Annotated in this window: 19 protein-coding genes; 5 read left to right on the top strand and 14 right to left on the bottom strand. The window is 63.8% G+C overall.

Annotated features, from left to right (window positions below; all coding sequences use genetic code 11):
- Positions 1-121 precede the first annotated feature (121 nt).
- Entirely contained in the window at positions 122-445 is a 324-nt protein-coding gene (fdxA, locus tag HZR81_RS10310; protein ID WP_003285709.1) for a ferredoxin FdxA, read from the top strand.
- Between the two features lie 63 nt (positions 446-508).
- Here the strand turns inward: fdxA and HZR81_RS10305 are convergent, their stop codons facing one another.
- The 14 genes from HZR81_RS10305 to urtA all read right to left on the bottom strand — a co-directional run bounded on the left by HZR81_RS10305 (position 509) and on the right by urtA (position 13,984).
- Entirely contained in the window at positions 509-700 is a 192-nt protein-coding gene (locus tag HZR81_RS10305) for a CsbD family protein (RefSeq protein ID WP_102840823.1), read from the bottom strand.
- Between the two features lie 87 nt (positions 701-787).
- A complete protein-coding gene (gene gpgF, locus HZR81_RS10300; protein WP_500128032.1) occupies positions 788-1,780 on the bottom strand; it encodes a glucosaminyl phosphatidylglycerol flippase in 993 nt (330 codons plus the stop codon).
- Positions 1,777-2,538, bottom strand: coding sequence for an N-acetylglucosaminyl phosphatidylglycerol deacetylase (gene gpgD, locus HZR81_RS10295; RefSeq protein WP_500128031.1), 762 nt, complete (start codon positions 2,536-2,538; stop codon positions 1,777-1,779). Before gpgD ends, gpgF begins: the two co-directional genes overlap by 4 nt.
- Complete coding sequence (gene gpgS, locus HZR81_RS10290; RefSeq protein WP_316957553.1) at positions 2,531-3,646, bottom strand: N-acetylglucosaminyl phosphatidylglycerol synthase; 1,116 nt, start codon at positions 3,644-3,646, stop codon at positions 2,531-2,533. Before gpgS ends, gpgD begins: the two co-directional genes overlap by 8 nt.
- A 148-nt stretch (positions 3,647-3,794) precedes the next feature.
- Positions 3,795-4,670, bottom strand: a complete 876-nt coding sequence (locus tag HZR81_RS10285) for a YihY/virulence factor BrkB family protein (protein ID WP_500128030.1) — start codon at positions 4,668-4,670, stop codon at positions 3,795-3,797.
- 69 nt (positions 4,671-4,739) lie between these two features.
- Positions 4,740-5,777, bottom strand: coding sequence for an AAA family ATPase (locus HZR81_RS10280; RefSeq protein ID WP_500128029.1), 1,038 nt, complete (start codon positions 5,775-5,777; stop codon positions 4,740-4,742).
- Between the two features lie 269 nt (positions 5,778-6,046).
- Positions 6,047-7,087: an aliphatic amidase gene (locus HZR81_RS10275; RefSeq protein WP_500128028.1), complete on the bottom strand. Its 1,041-nt coding sequence runs from the start codon at positions 7,085-7,087 to the stop codon at positions 6,047-6,049.
- A gap of 67 nt (positions 7,088-7,154) precedes the next feature.
- Positions 7,155-7,502 (bottom strand): FmdB family zinc ribbon protein, encoded by a 348-nt coding sequence (locus HZR81_RS10270; protein ID WP_110777652.1) that lies wholly within the window; start codon positions 7,500-7,502, stop codon positions 7,155-7,157.
- 78 nt (positions 7,503-7,580) lie between these two features.
- Positions 7,581-8,810: a formamidase gene (gene fmdA / locus HZR81_RS10265; protein WP_200595023.1), complete on the bottom strand. Its 1,230-nt coding sequence runs from the start codon at positions 8,808-8,810 to the stop codon at positions 7,581-7,583.
- 284 nt (positions 8,811-9,094) lie between these two features.
- Positions 9,095-9,784 (bottom strand): urea ABC transporter ATP-binding subunit UrtE, encoded by a 690-nt coding sequence (urtE, locus tag HZR81_RS10260; protein WP_038661817.1) that lies wholly within the window; start codon positions 9,782-9,784, stop codon positions 9,095-9,097.
- A gap of 57 nt (positions 9,785-9,841) precedes the next feature.
- Positions 9,842-10,594, bottom strand: coding sequence for an urea ABC transporter ATP-binding protein UrtD (gene urtD / locus HZR81_RS10255; protein WP_110777655.1), 753 nt, complete (start codon positions 10,592-10,594; stop codon positions 9,842-9,844).
- Positions 10,591-11,787 (bottom strand): urea ABC transporter permease subunit UrtC, encoded by a 1,197-nt coding sequence (gene urtC, locus HZR81_RS10250; protein WP_500128027.1) that lies wholly within the window; start codon positions 11,785-11,787, stop codon positions 10,591-10,593. Before urtC ends, urtD begins: the two co-directional genes overlap by 4 nt.
- A 46-nt stretch (positions 11,788-11,833) precedes the next feature.
- Entirely contained in the window at positions 11,834-12,751 is a 918-nt protein-coding gene (gene urtB / locus HZR81_RS10245; RefSeq protein WP_003295665.1) for an urea ABC transporter permease subunit UrtB, read from the bottom strand.
- Between the two features lie 63 nt (positions 12,752-12,814).
- Positions 12,815-13,984 (bottom strand): urea ABC transporter substrate-binding protein, encoded by a 1,170-nt coding sequence (gene urtA / locus HZR81_RS10240; protein ID WP_312723655.1) that lies wholly within the window; start codon positions 13,982-13,984, stop codon positions 12,815-12,817.
- A gap of 416 nt (positions 13,985-14,400) precedes the next feature.
- On the opposite strand from urtA, the gene HZR81_RS10235 reads away from it, so the two are divergent.
- From HZR81_RS10235 to HZR81_RS10220, 4 genes are all read left to right on the top strand, one after another.
- Positions 14,401-17,805 carry a hybrid sensor histidine kinase/response regulator gene (locus HZR81_RS10235; RefSeq protein WP_500128026.1) on the top strand — a complete coding sequence of 1,135 codons (3,405 nt, stop codon included), beginning with the start codon at positions 14,401-14,403 and terminating at the stop codon, positions 17,803-17,805.
- On the top strand, positions 17,792-18,451 hold the full coding sequence (locus tag HZR81_RS10230; RefSeq protein WP_063541445.1) for a response regulator: 660 nt from the start codon (positions 17,792-17,794) through the stop codon (positions 18,449-18,451). Before HZR81_RS10235 ends, HZR81_RS10230 begins: the two co-directional genes overlap by 14 nt.
- 137 nt (positions 18,452-18,588) lie before the next feature.
- Complete coding sequence (locus HZR81_RS10225; RefSeq protein WP_015277635.1) at positions 18,589-18,822, top strand: hypothetical protein; 234 nt, start codon at positions 18,589-18,591, stop codon at positions 18,820-18,822.
- Positions 18,823-19,228: 406 nt separating this feature from the next.
- Entirely contained in the window at positions 19,229-20,767 is a 1,539-nt protein-coding gene (locus HZR81_RS10220; RefSeq protein WP_500128025.1) for an MBOAT family O-acyltransferase, read from the top strand.
- Positions 20,768-20,782: the final 15 nt, after the last annotated feature.

The following is a 20,782-nucleotide window of genomic DNA, read 5'->3' as shown; positions in this document are numbered from 1 at the left end:
TACGCCGCGAAAGCTGCTAGAATCGCGCGCATTTTTTTGATAAGCGGCATTTGCCTGTGCCGCCTACTCGCATGGGCGTCACCGTAACGCCTACCTGACACGCCTGAGGAGATAGCTAGACATGACCTTCGTCGTCACCGACAACTGCATCAAGTGCAAATACACCGATTGCGTGGAAGTCTGCCCGGTGGACTGCTTCTACGAAGGCCCGAACTTTCTGGTGATTCACCCGGACGAGTGCATCGACTGCGCCCTCTGTGAGCCCGAGTGCCCTGCCCAGGCGATTTTCTCCGAGGACGAGGTTCCGGAAGACCAGCAGGAGTTCATTGAGCTGAACGCGGACCTGGCGGAAGTCTGGCCGAACATCACCGAGAAGAAGGATGCACTGGCCGATGCCGAAGAGTGGGACGGCGTGAAGGACAAGCTGCAGTATCTCGAGCGCTGATCAGCGCTCGTTACACAAAAATGCCCGCATGAAGCGGGCATTTTTGTCTGCGGCAATGTGCGGTCAGGCTTTGTCGACACCCTTCTTCAAGGTGTCCTTCGCCTCCCCTTTGAGCTGCTGGCCTTCACCCTTGACCTCCTGGCGCTGACCCTCGCCTTTCATGCGCTCATTATCGGTCGCTTCGCCCACGCCCTGCTTGATCTTGCCGACGGCTTCGTTGGTATTGCCCTTGATCTTGTCTTCTGCGCTACTCATGGCGAACTCCTGACTTATTCGTTAGTGACATAAGGTGGACCGACCGCGCGAAGCGTTAGTTTCGCCCAGTCATCAGGGCGGAGCGGTTCATGCCTGGCGCGAAGGCATCAACCGGCGCAGCAAGGGCCGACCCGCCAGATGCAGAAACACCGGCGCGCCGACGATGAGGTAAAAGTAATAGGTCACGAAACGCCAGATCACGATGGCCGCCGCGGTGGTCGACTTGCCTACCATGGGCGTCAGCAACGCGGCCGAGGCCAGTTCGGCGCTGCCGGCGCCACCGGGCAACAGGCTGAGCTGACCGGCGGTGAGCGCCAGTAGCTGCACGAGGAAGGTCCAGGCCCAGGCGAGTTCGCTGCCCAGCCCCTGCAGCGTAAGGTAGAGCACGCTGAAGCGCAGCAACCAGTGCAGCGTGGTGAGTGCGAACACCGTGAGCAGGATTCGCCGTGGCAGGCGGAAGCATTCGACCAGGGCGTTGCGGAAGCCCAGCACCTTGCGCGCCCAGCGCCGCTTGCGCGTTTGCTTCATGCCGAGGCGCGTGACCAGCCAGCCGTTGAGCAGGAAGACCTGGCGGTGGAAGCGGCCGAGCAGCGCCAGCAGCACTAACACTCCGATCAGCAGCGCCGCGCTGAAGCCCAGCAGGCTGGCGATGTACGCGTTGAGTGCATGCGTCAACGCGTAGAACAGCACACCGACCAGCGCGCAGGCGAAGAACAGCAGATCACTCAACTGCTCGACGGCATAAGTCGCGGTGCCCTTGGCCGGCGCCACGCCCTGGCGCATCAGCAGCGCCATCAGCGTCAGCGGGCCGCCGGCGCCGCCGGGCGTCGCACAGATCGCGAACTCGGTAGCCACGACGATACCGAAAGCGCGGCGCTGGTCCAGCTGCCGGCGCCCGAGCAACAGGCGCAGGCGCAGCGCGTTGAGGTTCCAGCCGAGGAGCACCATGCCCAGCATGATCATCAGCAGGCCGCCGGGAAACTGCCAAAGACGCTCGAACAGCCCCCTGCCACCAAGCAGCAGCGGCACGAGCGCAGCGGCAGCCAGGGCGCCGCCCAACAACCACCAGCGTCGATTCATGCCACTGCGCTCAACGATCCGTTCTCTTCCAGCCAGTCTATCTTGGTTACCGGCCGACGCCCGTCATCGAGCAGCCGAAGCAGCACGTCCTTCCAATAACGCCGTGAAAATTCGTGGCGCATATCCACCGGATGCAACCCGAGCCGCAGCAACGGGGCCTCTCGATGACGACGCAGCTGATGTTCGCTGACCAGCCGGGAAAGTCCTCGCCGCCAGGAGCTGCGAGCACTCCAGACAAGTCCCGGCGCGACGATGGGTGCGAATTCCGGCAGCCGGAACAGATGCCCGGGATCGCTGGTATAGACCAACCCGCTGTCTGCCAGCGCATGCCGTGTGCCGGGGCTCATCAGCCACGCCGGCGCGACGAACCCATGCAATGGCCAGCCGTGGCGGCGAAACAGCTCCATGCCATGGTCCAGGCGTTGCCGCGCGCTCGCCGCGTCCAGGCTGTAGAACTCGCCCTCGTGCGTATAGACGCGGCGCATGAACCAGTCCCGCGGGTTGCGCGGTGCCGGCTCCAGGTCGGCGTGGTAGCAGCCGTGCAAAACCAGTTCGTCGCCCCGCTGCAGACGATGGTCCAGCAGTCGGCGGAACTCCGGCTGCCGCTCCAGCGGATTGCGTCGATGAAAGTCCGGCACCACCAGCCAGGTGATCGGGACGCCGCCAATGGCATCCACCGCCTCGACGAACGGCCGATAGTCCGGCCAGGTTTCCGCGGCGACGTCATGCAACACCAGTGTCAGGGCACGATCAGCCATGCACGGCTACCGGCAGATCCGCCGTGCCCAGCACCGCGTGGTAGTGCGCCAGCAGCCCGGCGACCACCGCATCCCATGCATGGTGGGCTTCGACATGCTGGCGCGCCTGATGGCCAAGCAACCTCGGCTCGTCCTCGAACAGTTCGCGCACGGTATGCGCCATCGCCCTGGGGTCGAGCGGCTTGCAGAGTCGCCCGCTGTAGAACGGCACCAACTCCGGCAGCGCCCCAGCCCGCGCCGCGACGACCGGAATGCCGGACGCCATGGCCTCCAGCGCGACCAGGCCGAAGGTCTCCTGATTGCCGGCGTGCAGCAGCACATCGCTGCTGGCCAGATAACGCGCCACTTCCATGGCCGGGCAAAAGCGATCGATGACAGTGACGTTGTCCGGCACCCGCTGCGGCATGCTCGAACCCACCAGCAACAGGTGATAGGGCTTGCCGAGCTGACGCGCGGTCTCCAGCAGGATGTGCAGGTTCTTCTCCCGCGAGCCGCGGCCGGCGAACACCATCAGCCGCGCATCGTCCGGCAAACCCAGTTCACGGCGGAGCTGCGGGTCGCGCCGGTCGGGGTTGAAGGTCTCCAGATCGACCCCCAGCGGCTGCACGAAGACGTTGCGCACACCCAGGTGGGTCAGCTTGTCGGCCATCACTTCACTCGGCGCCAGTACGCGGTCGAAGCTGCCATACAGTCGCGAGACGTAGCCATTGAAATTCGTCCCCAGCCAGCTGCCGATACGGTTGCTGACCAGCAAGGGCAGGTCCGAATGGTAGAAACCGATCACCGGCACCTCTAGCCTGCGCCCGGCCTCGAGAGCCGCCCAGGCGGTCATGTACGGATCGCCGACTTCGATCAGGTCAGGCCGCAACGAACGCAGCAGATTGCACCAGGGAGCACGACGGATCGGGAAGCGATAGCCCTTGCCGAACGGCAGGATCGGAGCGGGTACCTGATACAGACCGTCGTTGTGGCTGTAGCCGTCGCCCGGCACCAGAATGCTGTGGCGCACCCCGGAGTAGAGCTGCAAGCGCCGGTGCTTGGCCTCGAGGTAGGTGCGCACGCCACCACTGGCCGGCGCGTAGAACATGGTCATGTCCGCGATGTGCAAGGTACTTCTCCGTTCGGTCCGTTGCAGAAGAACCGGCTGCTCGCCGACGGGGCGCCGCGTCGGCGACCCGCTCCGCCATCCATGCGGAATAAATCTGTAATGAAATAAATGACCGTTACGCCGGAGGGACGTTCGCGTAGGGCTCCGCTCAGGCGTCAGGCTGTTTGTCGCCTGGATCCTTGCCTTCCACCGACGCGTGCTCGATGACTGCATTGAGTTCGGCACCGAACAGCAGCACCGCGGAGGAGATATACAGATAGAGTAGCAGCACGATAATGGCGCCGATGCTGCCGTACGTGGCGTTGTAGTCGGCAAAGTTCTGCACGTAGATACCGAAGGCGATCGAGGCCAGGATCCACACCAGCACGGCCAGCACCGAGCCCGGTGTAATGAAGCGGAATTCCTGCTCCACATCCGGCGTCACGTAGTAGAGAAGCGCCACCACCAGCATCAACATGACCACGATCACCGGCCAACGCAGCCAGGTCCAGAGCAGAACCACCAGATCGCCCATGCCCACCTGGCTGGCCAGCCACTCCATCGCCTGCGGCCCGATGATCATCAGCCCGGCAGTCAGAAGCAGCAGTACCGCGACGCCTATCGTATAGGCCAGCGAGAGCAAGATGAGCTTCCAGCTGGGTCGCCCCTCCTCCACGTCATAGGCGCGGTTCATGGCGATCATCAGCGACCTGAAGCCGATCGAAGCCGTCCACAACGCCACGAGAATACCGAACGACAACAGCCCGGCCTGCTGCTCCTGCAGTTGGTTGATGACCGGGTTTATCTGCTCCATCGCCATTGGCGGCAAGGCCAGCGCGGCCTGCATGCGCAACCACTCGAAGAAGTTCTGCAGATCGAGAAAGCCGAGTAATGCAATGAGGAACACCAGGAACGGAAACATCGCGAACAGCCCCCGGTAGGCCAGTGCCGATGCATAGGTCGACATGTCATCGGCGCCGAATTCCTTGAAGGTGCGCTTGAGCAAGGTAAAGGCCCCGATGCCGCGGGTGTCCAGCATGGCCATTGATGTTCCCCGATCAGTGAAGTTGGCGGTCTAGAAAATGGGACGACCGCACCGCCGGAGAGTTCGCTGCTAGTCGCTCGCGAGCGGCTCCACGCGGATCGCACCTTCGTGCAGCACCGCTCGCCATACCCGCTCGGCAGGAGCGTGCAACAGGGCTGCCGCCAACGCTGGTTCCAGGCGCGTGCGCAGCCGCCGACTGAGGTCGCGCGCACCGAAGCGCGAGTCGTGCGCGTGGCAGATGGCGCGTTTGACGGCCTCGTCGACCTGCAGCCGTACGCCCTGCCGGTCCAGGCGCAGCGCCAGCTTGCCCAGTTCGACATCGAGCACCGCCATCAGCCTATCGCCCTGGATGCTCTCGAACTGCAGCGTGCGGTCGATGCGATTGAGGAACTCCGGATCGAAATGCCGATGCAACGCCTGCCCAAAGCTGCGGCTTTGCAACACGGCACGGCCAATAGGCGGTATCGGCCAGCGCTCCCATCGCGCAGCCTGCCGTGCGCCGACATTGCTGGTCATGAACACCAGCGCGTTGCGGAAATCGAGGGTCCGGTTGCCAGCAGCCAAGGTCAGTCGTCCGCTATCCAGCACATTGAGCAGGCTGCGCACGACCTCCCGACTGGCCTTCTCCAGCTCGTCGAACAGCACGATACCGGGCCGGCTGAAGCTTCCCGCGATGGCCTCGGCGTCGAACAGGGTCGTGCCTTCCTTGCTGCCCACGTAACCGGGCGGGGCTCCGGTGAGCGCGGCGGCGTAGTGCTCCTGGGCCAGGGTATTCATGTCGATACGGCAGAAGGCGTCCGGCTTGCCATGAATAGCCTGAGCCAGCAGCCGGACGATCTCGGTCTTGCCAACCCCGGTCGGGCCGAGGAAGAGATTGACCGTCAGCGGACGTTCGGGATCGCCGATTCCGGCCTTGACCACGCGAAGCATCGCCTCGATTTCGCTCAGCACCGCATCCTGACCAACGATACGACTGCGCAGCAGCGCCATGACGGTCTCGACGTCGAACAGGAAGCGCGACGCCGACTTCGGCGCATGGCCCTCCCGGTCGCTGGCTTGCGCGAGCTGGGTACGGTTGTGCTCGATGAGTTCATTCACGAACGGCATGGATATTCCGGTGCGGAGTGTTGAACGTGCGCCCCCTCAACCATTGGAGCGAAGGGGCGCGGGGAATGGGGGCGATTAACGCTGCGCGTCCGCGGCTACTCGCTCTCCGAAAGGCAAAACCTGGATCGCAACGAAGGCGGGCAATCACACGAAGCAGACACCGGCCTGCCACCCTCGCGCGCTCCAAGGAGAGGGCCGCGGTGAGGGGCGCACGACCACGATGGCAAGCCCCCCGCTGGAACACTTGTCCCAAGGCGGCGTCCCTCCCCTCAACCCAGCGTCCGCTCCCGCCCCGCATGCGGCAGTTCGTACACCGGGCAGTCGGCGACGCCGACAGTGGCTCGGGTCAGGGCCTCGACGTTTTCCTGCGCCTTCTGCGCATCCAGCACCCAGGTGCGGTAGAACTCGAACGGACAGTCAGCCACGCCCTTGTCACCGTCACCCGAGTTGTAGACGCCGGTGTAGCCGCGGTGCAGCAGCTTGAACAGGTGATTCTGCGACTGGTCGTTGGAACGGGCGTCACGGATCTGCGAGATGGACAGCTGGGCGTACTGGATCCCCATTTCCTCCTCGCCGCACTCGCCCAGGGTGCGACCGTCGAAGCCGATGATCGCCGAGTGGCCGAAGTAGCTGTAGACGCCATCGAAGCCCGCGGCATTGGCCACCGCCACGTAACAGTTGTTGGCCCAGGCCATGGTCTTGGACATCAGCACCTGCTGTTCCTTGGCCGGGTACATGTAGCCCTGGCAGCGCACGATCAGCTCGGCGCCCTTCATCGCACAGTCGCGCCAGATCTCCGGGTAGTTGCCGTCGTCGCAGATGATCAGGCTGATCTTCATGCCCTTGGGGCCGTCGCTGACGTAAGTGCGGTCACCCGGATACCAGCCCTCGATCGGGCACCAGGGGATGCACTTGCGGTACTTCTGCACGATCTCGCCCTGATCGTTGATCAGCACCAGCGTGTTGTAAGGCGCCTTGCCCGGGTCTTCGTTGCGCTCGCCGGTGAGCGAGAAGATGCCCCAGGTCCGTGCCTCGCGACAGGCGGCCGAGAAGATCGCGGTTTCCTCGCCGGGAATGGTGGTGGCGGTTTCCATCATCTCGCCGGGGTCATACATGATCCCCATGGTGCTGTACTCGGGGAACACAACCAGGTCCATGCCCGGCAGGCCGAGCTTCATGCCCTTGATCATCTCGGCAATCTTACGCGCGTTGTCGAGTACCTCGGCGCGGGTGTGCAGGCGCGGCATCTTGTAGTTGACGACGGCTACGCCGACGGTATCGGGACTGCTGGAAATATCACCGTGACGCATGGGTCTCTCCCTCTTTCGGGTTCTGTCGTAGTGAGCGGCTTGGCGCTGGCGCGACCGACGCTGCAGGCTAGTGGCTGATCATCCACGGCCGGTTCGACGGGCTGGCCTTGAGCGCATGGGGATTGGCCTTGGTGGGTTGCAGCGGCTTACTCGGGCCGCAGCAGCTGCAGCCGGCCGGGTGGCGCTTGCTGGCGGCATACTCGGCGACTGTCTTGGGCGCGTGGCTGGCGCGCTCATTGGTCTCATGCGCCGCGCGGGTACTGCCGGCCATGGTTGCCAGGCCGGGGGCGGTGCGAATTACTCGCGGGCTGGGCGTGCCGCAGGCCGGACAGTCGCAGGGTTCGCTGCGCACACTCATCGGGCGCAGGGCGGTGAAATCACCGCAGGCGTCGCAGTCGTATTCATAGATCGGCATCGCGTCATCCTCCGTGTCCCTCCATCCGGGCGAGCCAGGCCGCCGTCCAGAGCACCTGCCCCGCCCGGATGAACGAACTCATTTGTCGTAGGCGATCGGCAGGTCGATGCTGCCATCGAGGAACCGGGTCGGCCCGGACGCGTTCGGGTGAATGTCGAACTCGAAGATCTCGGTCGGCAGCCAGAGCGTGGCGCAGGCATTGGGTATGTCCACCACGCCGCTGATATGGCCCTGCACCGGCGCCGAACCGAGCAGCGAGTAACCCTGCGCCGGTGTGTAGCCGAATTTGGTCAGGTAGTTGATGGCGTTCAGACAGGCCTGCTTGTAGGCGATGTTGACGTCCAGGTAGTGCTGCTTGCCGCTCTCGTCGACCGAGATGCCTTCGAAGATCAGGTAGTCCTTGTAGGTCGGCACGATGGGGCTGGGCTTGAAGATCGGGTTCTTGATGCCGTACTTGGCCATGCCGCCCTTGATCAGCTCGACCTTCATGTGCACCCAGCCGGCCATCTCGATGGCGCCGCAGAAGGTGATCTCGCCGTCACCCTGGCTGAAGTGAAGGTCGCCGACCGAGAGCCCGGCGCCGTCTACATAGACCGGGAAGAAGATCTTCGAGCCGCGCGAAAGATCCTTGATGTCGCAGTTGCCGCCATGCTCGCGGGGCGGCACGGTACGCGCGCCCTGGGCCGCGGCCTTGTCACGCGCCTCGCCGGTGAGTTTGCCCATGTGCGCGGTGGCGGCGAATGTTGGATTGGCCAGCGGCGGGACGCGGTTGGGATTGGTGTCGATCAGGCCCTGCTCGCGTTCGTTCCAGGTCGCCAGCATCTTGTGGTCCGGCAGGCAGCCGATCAGGCCGGGATGGATCTGCCCGGCGAAACGCACGCCCGGGATATGCCTGGAGCTGGTGAACAGGCCCTGGAAATCCCAGATGGATTTCTGCGCATGGGGAAAGTGGTCGGTCAGGAAGCCGCCGCCGTTCTGCTGCGAGAAGAAGCCATTGAAGCCCCACAGCGAATCCTGCTTGGCACCGATGTCGAGCAGGTCCACCACCAGCAGGTCGCCCGGCTCGGCACCCTCGACGCCAACCGGACCGGACAGGTAGTGCACGGTGGTGAGGTCGACGTCGCGCACATCGGATGCATCGTCGTCGTTCTTGATCGCGCCTGCGGTCCAGTCATAGGTCTCGAGAATGAAGTCGTCGCCCGGCTTGACCCAGCAGGCCATCGGAATGTCGGGATGCCAGCGGTTGTGGATCTGCTCGTTCTCGGTGGCAGGCTGATTCAAGTCGACCTTGATCAGGGTATCGGTCATGACGAAGCTCCTTTGCGTTGGAAGGACATCAGCGTTGCGCTGAACACGGAGCTAGTCTTTTCCGTCGCCAGCTTTTCCGAAATACGTTGGATGACGTATGCACGGAGCCAGCAAATACGCGGTTTCCAGGTCTATCAGACAGGCAGACGAAGGCCGGCGCGCAGGGAACGCACACCGGCCTTGCGATCAGGAAAAGTGAGAAATCACGCTGCTCTATCGCCCATGAACGGGCCTGGGCCGCGAGACCAGCCTGCGCAGTTCGCAACCAATGCCGAACTGCGCGCTTACACCGACAGGTAACGACTGATGGTCGCCTCGTCGGCATTGGCTGCGCTTTCCTCCAGCACGAAGCGGCCCTTCTCGATGACCAGGAAGCGGTCGGCGATTTCCATGGTGAACGACAGCACCTGCTCGGAAACCACGATGGTCAGATCGCGAATCGAGCGGATCTCCTTCAGCGTGCGCGCGATGTCCTTGATGATCGACGGCTGGATGCCCTCGGTCGGCTCATCCAGCAGCAGTACCTTGGGATTGGTCGCCAGGGCCCGGGCAATCGCCAACTGCTGTTGCTGGCCGCCGGACAGGTTGCCACCCTTGCGCTTGCGCATGTCGTGCAGCACCGGGAACAGCGCGTAGAGATCATCCGGCACCTTGCCGCCTGCGGCTGCCGGCAAACCCGTTTGAATGTTCTCCAGCACCGTCATGCTGGGAAAGATCATCCGCCCCTGGGGCACGTAGGCCACACCGCTGGCAACCCGTTGATGGGTCTCCAGCCCGGCGACTTCCTGCCCATCCACCTGCACGCTGCCTGCCGTCTGCGGGACGATACCCATCAGTGTCTTGAACAGCGTGGTCTTGCCCATGCCATTGCGGCCCATGACCGCAACGATTTCCTGCTTTTCGACCTTCAGATTGAGATCGTGAAGGATCTGACTCTGGCCGTAGCCCGAGGCGAGGCTGCTGATCTGGAACATGCTGAACTCCTTTTTGTACCTGTTGGGTGCGACACGCGGGCCAGGGCCCGCACCGCCTCAATGCCCCAGATAAACCTCGATGACCTTGGGATTGCTCTGCACCGCTTCCATGCTGCCCTCGGCCAGCACCTTGCCCTGATGCAGCACGGTGACCTTGTGGGCGATGCTCTTGACGAATTCCATGTCGTGCTCGATCACCAGCACCGAGCGGCCCTGACTGATGCGCTTGAGCAGTTCGGCGGTCTGTGCCCGCTCACTGACGCTCATGCCGGCCACCGGCTCGTCGAGCATCAGCAACTCCGGGTCCTGCATCAGCAGCATGCCGATCTCCAGCCACTGTTTCTGGCCGTGGGAGAGCAGCCCTGCCTCACCGTACAACTGTCCGGTCAGGCCGATTTCTGCCGCGATTTCCTCCACCCGCGCGACGACCTCGGCACTGCGCTTGAAGAACAGCGCACCGAACACCTTGCGCCCGGCCGGATAGGACATCTCCAGGTTCTCGAACACGCTGAGGTTTTCGTAGATCGACGGGTTCTGGAACTTGCGCCCGACCCCGGCGCGAACGATGTCGAACTCCTTCATCTTGGTCAGCTCGCGCCCGTCGAACTGGATCGAGCCGCCGGTGGCGCGGGTCTTCCCGCAGATCAGGTCGAGCACCGTGGTCTTGCCGGCGCCGTTGGGGCCGATCACCACGCGCACCTCGTTGCGGTCTAGATAGAGGTTCAGGTCATCGACCGCCTTGAAGCCGTCGAAGGAAACGGTCAGGCCCTCGATGGCCAGCACCGGTTTAGGCATCTGAAATCCACTCATGGCGTGCTCTCCAGTTGCTTGGCGGGAACCGCATCAATCGTTGCACCGCCCACCCCCGGCTGCTCCGCAGGCGGCTTGGGCTTCATCGATGGCCGGCGCCGATCCGGCAGCCGCAGACGCGCCAGCCAGGGACGGGCATGGCTCTGCCAGAGGCCTGCCAGACCGTTGGGGAAATACATGACCACCGCGATGAACAGCCCACCCATGAAGTACAGCCAGAGTTCGGGGAAGCTCTCGGAGAACACCGTCTTGCCGTAGTTGACCAGCAGCGCGCCGTACACCGCGCCGAGCAGCGACATGCGCCCGCCCACGGCGGCGAAGATGACCATCTCGATCGACGGCACGATGCCGACGAAGCTCGGCGACATGAAGCCCACCTGCAGGGTGAACATCGCCCCGCCGATGGCCGAGAAGCTCGCCGCCACGCAGAACACGAAGATCTTGAAGCTGGCCACGTCGTAACCGGAGAAGCGCACCCGCTCTTCCTTGTCACGCATGGCCATCAGCAAGCGCCCGAGCTTCGAGGCGAGGATGAAGCGCCCGATCAGGATGCAGCCGATGAGCAGCGCCGCGTTGACGAAGTAGAGGATGGTCTTCGCCTCGTCAGTGCGAATGTCCCAGCCGAGCAGCGTCTTCAGGTCGGTGATGCCGTTCACCCCGCCGGTCAGGCCCTGCTGGCCGATGATCAGGATGGTCAGGATCGCCGCGATGGCCTGGGTGACGATGGAGAAATACACATCGCCCACCCGACGCTTGAACATCGCCACACCGATGATCAGCGCGAGAATCGCCGGCACCGCGACCACGGCAAGCAGGGTGAAGCCGAAGCTCTGGAAGGGCTGCCAGAACAACGGCAGCTCGGTGATCTGGTTCCAGTCCATGAAGTCCGGGATACCGGGCGTGGACTGGATTCTGGTGCTTTCCGGGTCGGATGCCTCGAGCTTGAGGAACATCGCCATGCAGTAGCCGCCGAGGCCGAAGAAGATTCCCTGCCCCAGACTGAGAATGCCGCCGTAGCCCCAGCAGAGCACCAGTCCCACGGCAACGAAGGCGTAGGTCAGGTACTTGCCCACCATGTTCAGGCGGAAGCTGTCGAGCAGCAGCGGAAACACCAGCAGGAGCAGCGCCGCCAGGATCAGCAGACCGATGCCACCCTGCTTTCCGCCGAAGAATTTATCGAGTGTCGAGTTCATGCCTTGGCCCTCACGTCGTTCGCCATCGCCACCAGAAAACTGTTCATCATTTGCGCACCTTGGCCGTGAACAGCCCCTGCGGACGCAGCATGAGGATCAGGATCACTGCCGAAAGGGTCAGCACCTTGGCCATCGAGCCGCTGATGAAGAACTCGGCCATCGATTGCGTCTGGGCGATGGAGAACGCCGAGGCAATGGTGCCGAACAGACTGGCCGCGCCGCCGAAGACCACCACCAGGAAGGTGTCGACGATGTATAGCGAACCGGAGGTCGGGCCTGTCGAACCGATGGTGGTGAACGCCGCGCCGGCGACTCCGGCCACGCCGCAGCCCAGGGCGAAGGTCATGCGGTCGACCTTCTTGGTGTTGATCCCCACCGAACGTGCCATCACCCGGTTCTGCACCGTGGCGCGCACCTGCAGGCCCCAGCGCGAGCGGTACATGAGGACGAAGATCGTCGTGGTGAGCAGCAGTGTCAGCGCCATCACGAACAGCCCGTTGAGCGGGATGTCGATGGTGTCGGTGGGCATCCAGGACCCCATCAGCCAGTCCGGCAGCGTGGCGCTGACCTCGCGCGCACCGAAGATCGAACGGAACGCCTGCTGCATCACCAGTGACAGGCCCCAGGTCGCCAGCAACGTGTCCAGCGGGCGATGGTAAAGCTTGCTGATCAACGCCCATTCGGCGAGCCAGCCCAGCGCACCGGCAATCACGAATGACAGCACAATGGCGACGAAAAAGTAGTAGGGCTGCAGCTCAGGCAGGTACTTGAGCGTCAGCACCGAAACCAGATAGGTGGTGTAGGCACCCACGGTGAGGAACTCGCCATGGGCCATGTTGATCACGCCCATCTGACCAAAGATGATCGCCAGACCCAGAGCCATCAGCAGCAGCACGCAGAACACCGACAAGCCGTTGAAACCCTGCATGGCCGCGATGGCACCAAACTCCGATAGCCATTCCATGATGATGTCTCCTGATGGCAAAAGAGAGCGCCGCGGGCCTGCCGGCACGCGGCGCAGAGAGGGTTACTGGTAGCCTTTCGGGAAGGGATTCGGCTCGATCAGGTCGGACTCGAAGACCACCTGGAACTGGCCGTCGGCCTGCACCTGGCCGATGCGCGTCTTGCTCCACAGGTGCTGGTTCTCGTGCACCTTCACGTAGCCTTCCGGCGCGGTGTTCAGCTCCAGCCCAGCGGAGGCGGCGACCACCTTGTCGACGTCGAAGCTGCCGGCCTTCTCGACCGCGGCTTTCCACAGCCATGGGCCGAGGTAGGCCGCCTGGGTAACGTCACCGATCACCGCGTCGCTGCCGTACTTGGCCTTGAACGCCTTGACGAATTCGACGTTGTTGGGGTTATCGAGGCTCTGGAAGTACTTCATCGAGGCGTAGAAGCCGGCCATGTTCTCGCCGCCGATGCCGAGCAGTTCGTCCTCGGTGACCGAGAGGGTCAGCAGGGTCTGCTTGTCCGCTGTGATGCCGGCGGCCTTGAGCTGCTTGTAGAAGGCGACGTTGGAACCACCGACCACGGCGGCGAAGATCACGTCAGGCTTCTTCAGCTTGATCTTGTTGGTCAGCGAGCCGAACTGGGTGTTGCCCAGCGGGTAGTACTCCTCGCCCACCACCTTGCCGCCGAGCACGTTCTCGATGTGCTTGCGGGCGATCTTCATCGAGGTGCGCGGCCAGATGTAGTCCGAGCCGAGCAGGTAGAAGGTCTTGGCGCCCTTCTCCTTGGCGACCCAGTCGAGGCCGGCGAGGATCTGCTGGGTGGCCTCCTGGCCGGTGTAGACGACGTTCTTCGACTGCTCCAGGCCTTCATAGAAGGTCGGGTAGTAGAGCAGCCCGTTCTCCCGCTCGAAGATCGGCAGCACCGCCTTGCGCGAGGCCGAGGTCCAGCAGCCGAACACCGCGGCGACCTTGTCGCGCTCCAGCAGCTTCTTGGCCTTTTCGGCGAAGGTCGGCCAGTCGGACGCGCCGTCTTCCTGCACCACCTTGATCTGCCGGCCAAGGATGCCGCCTGCCGCGTTGATCTGCTCGATGGCCAGTCGCTCGGCCTGAATCGAGCCGGTCTCGGAGATGGCCATGGTGCCCGTCGCCGAATGCAGCTGCCCGACCACCACTTCCGTATCGGTGACCGCCAAGCCAGTGGTGTTGACCTCGGCGCTGGCGCTCGAGGCGAAGATGCTCATTGCCAGCATCGAGAGTGCCGCAGCCCCCTGCGCAAGCCGGCGGGGAAGGCGGCGTGACGAACCCGTCAGTTTTGAATCCATGATGATTGCTCCTGTCTCGGTGGGCCGTGCTTGGCTTGCCGCAACATTGCTGCTGCGGGCCGGCATCGGGTCGGGAGCAAGAATGGGCTCGGCTGTCTGGCCGGGGTATACGCAGGATGACGTAAGCGGGTACGTCATCTGACGTATCCGTTGCAGGCGCACTGCTGGTGCATCCTTGCGCCGGTATGGAGCACGCCTGCAGCCGGCAACCCTCGCCCCTGCCGATCACGGCAGCGCTGCGCCGGCATGCGCATCGGTGCTTCGCCGCGGTTCATCAGCAGTGCCAAACGGGGGCACGGAAGTTGCTCAAACCAGGGAAACGACAACCAGCCGGGGCCGCCAGCGTGCAGATCACAGGCACACAGCGCATCGTCAAGATCCGCCGCGACTACAACAGCTGGGTCGCCGACGAGACGCTGGAAGACTACGCCCTGCGTTTCACCCCCAAGTCGTTTCGCAAGTGGTCGGAATTCCGTATCGCCAACACCGCGCTCGGTGCGGTGTCGTTCCTGGCCCTGGAAGCCATCGGCGGCACGCTGGCCCTTTCCTACGGTTTCACCAATACGCTCTGGGCGATCCTCGCGGTGGCGCTGGTGATCTTCCTCACCGGCTTGCCGATCAGTTACTACGCGGCGCGCTACGGCGTGGACATGGACCTGCTGACCCGTGGCGCCGGCTTCGGCTACATCGGTTCGACCATCACCTCGCTGATCTACGCCAGCTTCACCTTTCTGTTCTTCGCCCTCGAAGCGGCGATCATGGCGCTGGCGCTGGAGCTGTATTTCGGCATCCCGCTGGCGCTCGCCTATGTGGTCTGTTCGATCATCATCGTGCCGCTGGTGACCTACGGCATTACCCTGATCAACCGCCTGCAGTTCTGGACGCAACCGGTCTGGCTGATTCTGCTGTTGCTGCCCTACATCTTCGTCATCGCCAAGAACCCCGAGGCGCTGAGCGATCTGACCAGTTTCGCCGGCCGCGAAGGTGACGGGGGCTCGTTCAACCTGCTGTCCTTCGGCGCCGCCTGCACCGTGGCGCTGGCACTGATCACGCAGATCGGCGAGCAGGTCGACTACCTGCGCTTCCTGCCCGAGAAGACCCGGCAGAACCGCGTTCGCTGGTGGCTGGCGATGCTCGCCGCCGGCCCCGGCTGGATCATCCCCGGCGCGCTGAAAATGCTCGCCGGCGCCTTTCTCGCCTTTCTCGCGTTGCAGCACGAAATCCCGGTGGACAAGGCGGCCGAGCCGACACAGATGTATCTGGTGGCCTTCAGCTACGTGTTCGCCTCGCCGGAATGGGCGCTGGGCGCCATGGTGCTGTTCGTCATCGTCTCGCAGGTGAAGATCAACGTGACCAACGCCTACGCCGGCTCCCTGGCCTGGTCGAACTTCTTCGCGCGCGTCACCCACAGCCATCCGGGGCGGGTGGTCTGGCTGGTATTCAACGTGTCGATCGCGCTGATGCTGATGGAGCTGGGCGTGTTCGAGGCCATCGAGCAGGTGCTCGGGCTGTACGCCAATGTGGCCATCGCCTGGATCGGCGCGCTGGTCGCGGACCTGGTGATCAACAAGCCGCTGGGCCTGTCGCCGCGGCAGATCGAATTCAAGCGCGCACACCTCTACGACATCAACCCGGTGGGTGTCGGCGCCATGCTGATCGCCTCGCTGCTGGCGATTCTCGCCCACAGCGGCGTGCTCGGTACGTTGGCCCAGGCAGCCTCACCGATGATCGCGCTGGGCACCGCACTGATCTGCGCGCCTCTGATCGCCTGGCTTACCGGCGGGCGCTTCTATATCGCCCGCGAACGCCAGCCAGAGCTGCTCTACCCCTATACCGAGCGCGGCAAAGTCGCCTGCGTGCTGTGCAGCAATGCCTTCGAGGAGCCGGACACCGCCTTCTGCCCCGCCTATGGTGCGCCGATCTGCTCGCTGTGCTGCTCGCTCGATGCGCGCTGTGGCGACCTGTGCAAGCCGCACGCGCGGCTCTCGGCGCAGTGGGACAACTTCCTCCGCTGGGCCTTCCCGCAGGTGTCCATCCCGCGCCTGCACACCCGCCTGGCGCACTACCTCGGTGTGCTCGGCCTGATCATCGGCCTGCTTTCGCTGGCGCTCTGGCTGATCTACAGCCAGGTTTCGCCGAGCGTCGTGGCCAGCCCGCAGGAGGCGGGAGAAACCCTTTATCAGGCGTTTCTCAAGGCATTCCTGGTGCTCTCGCTGTTCGCCGGGATTCTCGCCTGGTGGGTGGTGCTGACCCGTGAAAGCCGCCACGTCGCCCAGCAGGAGTCGGACCGCCAGACCCACCTGCTGATGCAGGAGATCGAAGCCCACCGCAAGACCGACGAACAGCTGCAGAAGGCCAAGGAAGCGTCCGAGGCGGCGAATGCCGCCAAGAGCCGCTATGTGACCGGCCTTTCTCACGAGCTGCGCACCCCGCTGAACAGCATCCTCGGCTATGCGCAGATCCTGCTGCGCGATGGCGAGCTGCCGATGCGACACAAGGAAGCGCTGGGCACCATCCATCGCAGCGGCGCCCATCTGCTCTCGCTGATCGACGGGCTGCTCGACGTGGCCAGGATCGAAGCCGGAAAGCTCAATCTGGAGCCATCCGAGATCGCCTTTCCCGAATTCCTTCTGCAGGTACGCCAGATGATCGCGCCACAGGCCGAGGAAAAGGGCCTGCGCTTCCACTTCGAAACCCAGGGCCGCATCCCGGCCGTGGTGCGCGGCGACGAGAAGCGCGTGCGGCAGATTCTCATCAACCTGCTCGGCAATGCGGTGCGCTACACCGACGCCGGCAGCATCACCCTGCGCGCCAGCTACCTGCGCGAAACCGCGACCTTCGAGATCGCCGACACCGGTATCGGCATCGCCCCGGAACAGGTGGAGCGTCTGTTCCAGCCGTTCGAGCGCGGTAATCCGTTGCGTCAGGACAGCGGTCTGGGCCTCGGCCTGACCATCACCCGCATGCTCACCGCCCTGATGGGCGGCGAGCTGTCGATGAAGAGCGAGCAAGGTCGCGGCAGCGTTTTCCAGCTGCGCCTGTTCCTCTCCGAAGTGCGCGTGCCGCAGGCGGTGGTCCATGTCGAACACGACATCATCGGCTACCACGGCCCGCGCCGCCGCGTGCTGGTGGTCGACGACCACATCGAACACCGCAAGGTGCTGGCCGGCATGCTCGAACCGCTGGGCTTCGAGATACTCATGGCCAGCAACGGCCAGGAAGCGCTCAGCCAGGTTTCGCTGCACAACCCCGACCTGATCCTGATGGACCTTTCCATGCCGCAGCTCGACGGCTGGCAGACCGCCAGGCTGATTCGCCGCTCGGTGGGTTCGACAGCGCCAATCATCGTCATTTCCGCCAATGCCTTCGTCGACGGCGCGAGTGTCGCTGCCGATTGCAGTGACTACCTGCCCAAGCCGGTGCATGCCCCGGTGCTGCTGGACAAGATTCGCCAGCTGCTGGTGCTGGACTGGCTCAGACGCGATGCAGCGGCCACTACTTCGACCGCCGCGGGCCTGCCGCTCAATGCCCTGCATGCGCTGCAGCAACAGGCCTCGCTCGGGTATGTGCGCGGCGTGCTCGAATTGCTCGACCAGCTCGAACGCGACCTGCCAGCCGCCACCGCGCAGCTCCAGGAACTGCGTCAGCTGGCCAGACGCTTCCAGCTGAACGAACTGGGCCAGCGCCTGGATCAGGCCATGACCAACGAGATTCAGACGACCATGGAGGACAGCCATGCATCCAACTGATCATCCGCAGAACCAAGGCATCGTGATGATCGTCGATGACGTGCCCGACAACCTCGCCCTGCTCTCCGGCGCGCTCGACCAGGCCGGCTACATGGTGCTGGTGGCGCTGGATGGCCTCAGCGCATTGGAGCGCATGCAGCGGCTGAAGCCGGACATCGTTCTGCTCGACGCCATGATGCCCGGGCTGAACGGTTTCGATACCTGTCGCCGAATCAAGGCACAGGTCGAACTGGAGGACGTGCCGGTGCTGTTCATGACTGCCCTGACCGAAAGCGAGCACGTACTCGCCGGCTTCGAGGCCGGCGGCATCGACTACGTGACCAAGCCAATCCACCCGGAACAGGTGGTGGCTCGCGTCGCCGCACATCTGCGCACCGCGCGCACGCTACAGAGCGCTCGCCAGGCCCAGGCTCCGGCCGACGAGAAGCAGATCCAGGCCACCCTGACCGAGCGCTTCCAGCTGACCGGGCGCGAGGTCGAGGTGCTGCACTGGGTCTCCTGCGGCAAGACCAACCGCGATATCGGCGACATCCTCGGGCTCAGCCCGCGCACGGTGAACAAGCACCTGGAGCACGTATACGTGAAGCTCGGTGTGGAGACCCGGACCGCAGCCGCGGCCATCGCCATGTCCGCCGGCACTCGCTGACCGTATGCGGCATACGCAACCGTGGCACCGGGAACGTTTTCAATGTGCGTCCTGTCACATAAAGGCAGATTGGCATCAGCCCATTCCGGGTTGATTCGCTCGACGAGCGAGAGCCATAACCCGCAGAGGATGACAGGATGTTTTCCAGCTATCTCTATGAAGCCGCTCTCATCTATGGCCTGGTCTTCACTTCGGTGGGGTTCGTACTGGGCATGTTCTACAACAATCGCAAGGTCTTCCAGCTGGAAGACAAGGTGCAGCGCCTCAAGCGCACCGTGCGACACCTACAGCGCAAGGTCGAGCCACCTGCCGCCGCGTCGAGAAGCGTTCAGCGCGCGCGCAGCAGCGCAGGGTTGAGCAGCGTCCGCTAAGCCGGCCGGCACCTGTCCACGCTCGGTCAACTACGCCTGCGCCTGCAGCTCGTTCGCGCTCGAACCTTCTGGGCCTTTAAGAAGTGCCGGGAACTTTCCCGACCGACGGAAATGGGCTGCAGGCCACGCCTGCCAGGGACCTTTTGACCTGCGGCAATAAAGCGCTCGGCGGTGCAACAACCACTGAAACTTTTTTTACACCTTCACGTCCGAGCCATAGGAGCTCAGGGGAAGCCGGCCAAGGTGGCCGAGACCCGAGCGAGCAGCCACTGATGGACCGAAGGTGTCGCAACGCCGACCAGGATGGATCGTCGGGCGCGTGGCGCCAGGACTGAATGGATGACTCGCCCCGCCTCGCCGGCGGCCTGAGCAGCAATGCACGAACGCTGAGCAGGGAATAGGGAAGATGCTTTTCAATTCGGTGGAATTCATCGCCGGCTTTCTTCCGGTGGTGCTGATTGGATTCTTCGTGCTGACCGGATCGGGCCGACAGCGGCTCGCGGTGATCTGGCTGACCGTCGTCTCGTTGGTGTTCTACGGCTGGTGGAACCCGGTTTACGTACCGCTGCTGGTCGGCAGCATGCTGGTCAACTATCTGCTCGGTGGCTACCTGCGCCGACACCCCTCACGTCTGGTGCTCGGGTTGGCGGTCGCGGCCAACGTGTTGCTGCTGGTCTACTACAAATACACCGGCTTCCTGCTCGGCACGCTGGATGCGGCGCTGGATCTCGGTTGGCGGGTGGAAGACATCATCCTGCCGCTGGCGATCTCCTTCTTCACCTTCCAGCAGATCGCCTACCTGGTCGATGCCCATGACGGCGTGGTGGAAGATCACGACTTTGCCAACTACTGCCTGTTCATCAGTTTCTTTCCGCAGCTGATCGCCGGACCGATCACCCACCACGCTGAAATGCTTGCGCAGTTCAACGACCGCGACAGCTTCCGTGCGCGCATCGACAACCTGTCGCTGGGCGCCACGGTGTTCCTGCTCGGCCTGTTCAAGAAGGTGGTGATCGCCGACACCCTCGCGCTGAAAGCCACGCCGGTCTTCAGCCTGGCCGCCGACGGCACCATTCCGGCGTTCTACGACGCATGGACCGGCGCGCTGACCTACACGCTGCAGATCTATTTCGACTTCTCCGGCTACAGCGACATGGCCATCGGCCTGGCGCTGCTGTTCGGCATCAGCCTGCCCGCCAACTTCAACAGCCCGTTCAAGGCGCGCAACGTCATCGACTACTGGTCGCGCTGGCACATGACGTTGACGCGTTTTCTCACCGCCTACATCTACAACCCCATCGTGCTGCGGGTGACCCGCGCGCGCATGGCGGCCGGCAAGCCGCAGCCACGCCGGGGCAAGATGACCGCCGGCACTTTCTTTGCGCTGGTCGCCTACCCCACCGTGTTCACCATGTTCATTTCCGGCATCTGGCACGGCGCCGGCTGGCACTTCGTCGCCTTCGGCCTGCTGCACGGTTTCTACCTGGTGGTCGCCCACGGCTGGCGTGCTTGGAAGGCGCGTCAGGGCTGGAAGCTGGACAGCGACATCTGGTGGCATAAGGCTGCGGCCGTCGCGCTGACCTTTGGCTGCGTGGTGGTGGCGATGGTGTTCTTCCGCGCCAGCGATGTGCCGACCGCCATGGCGATCCTCGCCGGCATGCTCGGCCTGAGCCCCACCAGCACGGCGATGGATCGCTCCGACTTCGTCTATATCGCCGCGTTGCTGGTCTTCGTCTGGGGCATGCCCAACGTGCAGCAGTGGATGGGCCATTTCCGCACCGCGCTCAACTTCCAGCCCCAGCCGCACTGGACCGAACGGCTGCTGCCGGTCAGCGCCTGGCGGCCGACGGCGATCCATGGCATGGCCGTAGGCGTACTCGGTTTCTTCGCCCTGGCGATCGCCTTCTCCATGGCACCGACGGAGTTCCTCTACTTCCAGTTCTGACCACGACAAGGAGTC

The sequence above is a fragment of the Pseudomonas sp. LM13 genome (assembly GCF_041381355.1).
GTDB classification, from domain to species: Bacteria; Pseudomonadota; Gammaproteobacteria; order Pseudomonadales; family Pseudomonadaceae; genus Stutzerimonas; species Stutzerimonas frequens.
This window is presented reverse-complemented; position numbering and strand designations above follow the sequence as displayed.

What these genes read in the sequence shown, in the direction of transcription:
- HZR81_RS10305 (WP_102840823.1), bottom strand. Translation starts at nt 700, where the DNA reads ATGAGTAGCGCAGAAGACAAGATCAAGGGCAATACCAACGAAGCCGTC.
- HZR81_RS10230 (WP_063541445.1), top strand. Translation starts at nt 17,792, where the DNA reads ATGCATCCAACTGATCATCCGCAGAACCAAGGCATCGTGATGATCGTC.
- HZR81_RS10280 (WP_500128029.1), bottom strand. Translation starts at nt 5,777, where the DNA reads ATGCCGTTCGTGAATGAACTCATCGAGCACAACCGTACCCAGCTCGCG.
- urtA (WP_312723655.1), bottom strand. Translation starts at nt 13,984, where the DNA reads ATGCTGGCAATGAGCATCTTCGCCTCGAGCGCCAGCGCCGAGGTCAAC.
- urtC (WP_500128027.1), bottom strand. Translation starts at nt 11,787, where the DNA reads ATGAACTCGACACTCGATAAATTCTTCGGCGGAAAGCAGGGTGGCATC.
- gpgF (WP_500128032.1), bottom strand. Translation starts at nt 1,780, where the DNA reads ATGAATCGACGCTGGTGGTTGTTGGGCGGCGCCCTGGCTGCCGCTGCG.
- urtD (WP_110777655.1), bottom strand. Translation starts at nt 10,594, where the DNA reads ATGAGTGGATTTCAGATGCCTAAACCGGTGCTGGCCATCGAGGGCCTG.
- urtB (WP_003295665.1), bottom strand. Translation starts at nt 12,751, where the DNA reads ATGGAATGGCTATCGGAGTTTGGTGCCATCGCGGCCATGCAGGGTTTC.
- gpgD (WP_500128031.1), bottom strand. Translation starts at nt 2,538, where the DNA reads ATGGCTGATCGTGCCCTGACACTGGTGTTGCATGACGTCGCCGCGGAA.
- fmdA (WP_200595023.1), bottom strand. Translation starts at nt 8,810, where the DNA reads ATGACCGATACCCTGATCAAGGTCGACTTGAATCAGCCTGCCACCGAG.
- HZR81_RS10220 (WP_500128025.1), top strand. Translation starts at nt 19,229, where the DNA reads ATGCTTTTCAATTCGGTGGAATTCATCGCCGGCTTTCTTCCGGTGGTG.
- HZR81_RS10275 (WP_500128028.1), bottom strand. Translation starts at nt 7,087, where the DNA reads ATGCGTCACGGTGATATTTCCAGCAGTCCCGATACCGTCGGCGTAGCC.
- HZR81_RS10285 (WP_500128030.1), bottom strand. Translation starts at nt 4,670, where the DNA reads ATGGCCATGCTGGACACCCGCGGCATCGGGGCCTTTACCTTGCTCAAG.
- HZR81_RS10225 (WP_015277635.1), top strand. Translation starts at nt 18,589, where the DNA reads ATGTTTTCCAGCTATCTCTATGAAGCCGCTCTCATCTATGGCCTGGTC.
- fdxA (WP_003285709.1), top strand. Translation starts at nt 122, where the DNA reads ATGACCTTCGTCGTCACCGACAACTGCATCAAGTGCAAATACACCGAT.
- urtE (WP_038661817.1), bottom strand. Translation starts at nt 9,784, where the DNA reads ATGTTCCAGATCAGCAGCCTCGCCTCGGGCTACGGCCAGAGTCAGATC.
- HZR81_RS10270 (WP_110777652.1), bottom strand. Translation starts at nt 7,502, where the DNA reads ATGCCGATCTATGAATACGACTGCGACGCCTGCGGTGATTTCACCGCC.